The sequence below is a fragment of the Anaerofustis butyriciformans genome, assembly GCF_036289385.1.
In the GTDB taxonomy this organism is placed as follows: domain Bacteria; phylum Bacillota; class Clostridia; order Eubacteriales; family Anaerofustaceae; genus Anaerofustis; species Anaerofustis butyriciformans.
In genome coordinates, this window is record NZ_JAYFFH010000018.1 from 1 (window position 1) to 1,229 (window position 1,229).

Sequence of the window (1,229 nt, forward strand, 5' to 3'; positions counted from 1 at the left end):
AAAAATGGCAAGAGAAAAATACGAAAGAACTAAACCACATGTAAATATTGGTACAATCGGTCACGTAGACCACGGAAAAACAACATTAACAGCAGCAATCACAAAAGTACTACATGAAAGATTAGGAACAGGTGATGCAGTAGCATTCGAAAACATCGATAAAGCACCAGAAGAAAGAGAAAGAGGTATCACAATCTCAACAGCTCACGTAGAATATGAAACAGAAAAAAGACACTACGCACACGTAGACTGCCCAGGACATGCTGACTACGTTAAAAACATGATCACAGGAGCAGCACAAATGGACGGAGCAATCTTAGTAGTAAGTGCAGCAGATGGTCCAATGCCACAAACAAGAGAACACATCTTACTAGCAAGACAAGTAAACGTACCATACATCGTAGTATTCTTAAACAAAGCAGATATGGTAGATGATGAAGAATTAATCGAATTAGTAGAAATGGAAGTAAGAGAACTTCTAGACGAATATGAATTCGATGGAGACGGGACACCAATCGTAATCGGATCAGCATTAAAAGCATTAGAAGATCCATCAAGCGAATGGGGAGATAAAATCTTAGAACTAATGGAAGAAGTAGACAACTACATTCCAGAACCAGTAAGAGATACAGACAAACCATTCCTAATGCCAGTAGAAGACGTATTCTCAATCACAGGTAGAGGTACAGTAGCAACAGGTAGAGTAGAAAGAGGTATCGTAAAAGTTGGAGACGAAGTTGAAATCGTAGGTATCAAAAAAGAAATCAACAAGTCAGTAGTAACAGGTGTAGAAATGTTCAGAAAACAACTTGACGAAGGTGTTGCAGGAGATAACATCGGAGCATTACTAAGAGGTGTAGATAGAACAGAAATCGAAAGAGGACAAGTATTAGCAAAACCAGGTTCAATTCACCCACATACAAAATTCAAAGCAGAAGTATACGTATTAACAAAAGATGAAGGTGGTAGACATACACCATTCTTTAACGGATACAGACCACAATTCTACTTCAGAACAACAGACGTAACAGGAGTAGTAGAATTAGAAGGCGGAGCAGAAATGGTAATGCCAGGAGATAACATTACAACAACAATCGAACTAATCACACCAATCGCTATCGAAGAAGGATTAAGATTCGCTATCAGAGAAGGTGGTAGAACAGTAGGTTCAGGAGTTGTTGCTGAAATTATCGAATAATTTTAGTAAATGATAAATAAAAAAGAACATC

Annotated in this window: 1 protein-coding gene; it reads left to right on the top strand. The window is 38.0% G+C overall.

Features of this window, described 5'->3' with window-relative positions; genetic code table 11:
* Positions 1 to 4 precede the first annotated feature (4 nt).
* Positions 5 to 1,198 carry an elongation factor Tu gene (gene tuf / locus V2W16_RS11140; RefSeq protein WP_329386024.1) on the top strand — a complete coding sequence of 398 codons (1,194 nt, stop codon included), beginning with the start codon at positions 5 to 7 and terminating at the stop codon, positions 1,196 to 1,198.
* Positions 1,199 to 1,229 lie beyond the last annotated feature (31 nt).

Coding starts and splice junctions, on each gene's coding strand:
- tuf (WP_329386024.1), top strand. CDS start 5: ATGGCAAGAGAAAAATACGAAAGAACTAAACCACATGTAAATATTGGT.